General features: G+C 65.2%; 2 protein-coding genes. Both read left to right on the top strand.

Features of this window, described 5'->3' with window-relative positions; genetic code table 11:
• Nucleotides 1–829 (top strand): polymorphic toxin type 44 domain-containing protein (locus AB0I73_RS41250; protein WP_363045508.1); only part of this gene is annotated, 829 nt, incomplete at its 5' end.
• A gap of 179 nt (nt 830–1008) precedes the next feature.
• Nucleotides 1009–1335: a hypothetical protein gene (locus tag AB0I73_RS41255; RefSeq protein WP_363045509.1), complete on the top strand. Its 327-nt coding sequence runs from the start codon at nt 1009–1011 to the stop codon at nt 1333–1335.
• Nucleotides 1336–1502: the final 167 nt, after the last annotated feature.

The raw sequence follows: 1502 nt of genomic DNA on the forward strand, positions 1-1502 counted from the left end.
CGGACTTCGTCCCGACGGGATGTGCGGCGGCTCCTCGAGCTCCTGCAATGGCGGTACCGAAACCTTCACCAAGACCGCTACCGGCTGGGACTGGTCGTACACGACAACGTCCACGGTGTCCGTAAATCCCGGCGGCTCCGGCGGCTCCGGCGGCTCCGGCGGCTTCAGCGGCTTCAGCGGGGTCCTCACCATCACTGTCAGGAACAACGGCGGAAAGGCCTCCCGCAAGACCACCTTCAAGAAGGGCCCCGAGCCCAAGCCCGACCTGAAGATGGGGGAGGACCTGTTCTCCGAGATGGCGAGCTACATGTACGACGAACTGACTTACAACGCCCGGTCCAACGAGGTGAGGACCATCCAGGGGCTTCTACGTCCGTGGGCCTGGTACGACGGACTGGCCGGACGCTCTCAGGGGAGAGACAGGGCCGCGGCCTTGGCCGTGTGGACTGCCAAGGTCTGCCCCAAGATCTGCGAGTGGGACCATAAGCCCAAGCTCGACAAGAAGTTCAACCTTTCAAAGAAGGGCTACTTCATCGATGTGCCGGGCACCGACTACAAGGTTTTCTACGACATGTGGTCGAACGTCCACTACGGCTACGTCGGCCGGGCCGCCGGCCTCGACTCCAAGACGCTCATCGAAGGGGCCTCGGTCGCCGATCCCGTCCTCGTTGGACAGGATGACCTGGGCGACCAGGTGACAATGCAGGCTGGGGTCGACCTCTTCGATAAACACGGTCTCAACCTGACCAGGGAACAGTTCCACGCCGCGGTGATCGACACGATCGGGCAGATGTACACGAAGGGAGTGGACCAGGTGAAGAAGAAGTAGTCCGGACCCTCCCGCCGGGGACCGGCCCGTCCGTCAAGGGGCGGGCCGGTCCCCGCTGGTCAGGGGGTGCGGAGCGGGTGGATACAGTGACGAGCGGTTCGGCTCCGGTGCTTTCCGGAGCCGACGATGAACGGAGGGGGCGTATGGGGAACCGACGGCTGCATGGATGTCTTGGCGCAATGGTGGGGCTGGCTCTCGCGGTGCTCGCGGCCATGCTTCTGGGCAGGGTGTGGAACGCCTGCGACACGGGAGTGAACAACGCGGCCAACAGCAGCTTTCTGCTCTTCCTCTTCATCCCGGGCCTCTGGGCGGTCCTGCTGCTGGGTTGGGTTGCGGTGGGGGCCCTTCTTGGGAACCGTCCCTTTCTCCACGCCTTCGCCCTCGCAGTGACGCTCATCGCCGTTTCCTGGTGCGCCCTCTCACTTTTCTGGAGCGGCACCACCTACGACTGCCCCAGCGGCGCGCCCCCATGGTGGCCGGACTTCCTCCCGGCCCCAGGGTTCTGAAGCGCGCATCTACGATGGTCGGTACCCGGCGGCCAGCGGGTCTTACGCGGTCGCTGCGGGGCCCCACTGGTCCCGAGGCCTCGGCAAGACCGTCCTCTACCTGGCCGGCCAGGAACTCCACTACGACACCGCCGCCAAGAAGTTCACCGGTCAGCGCTACTACCCGG

It is taken from the genome of Streptomyces sp. NPDC050388, assembly GCF_040655635.1.
GTDB lineage: Bacteria > Actinomycetota > Actinomycetes > Streptomycetales > Streptomycetaceae > Streptomyces.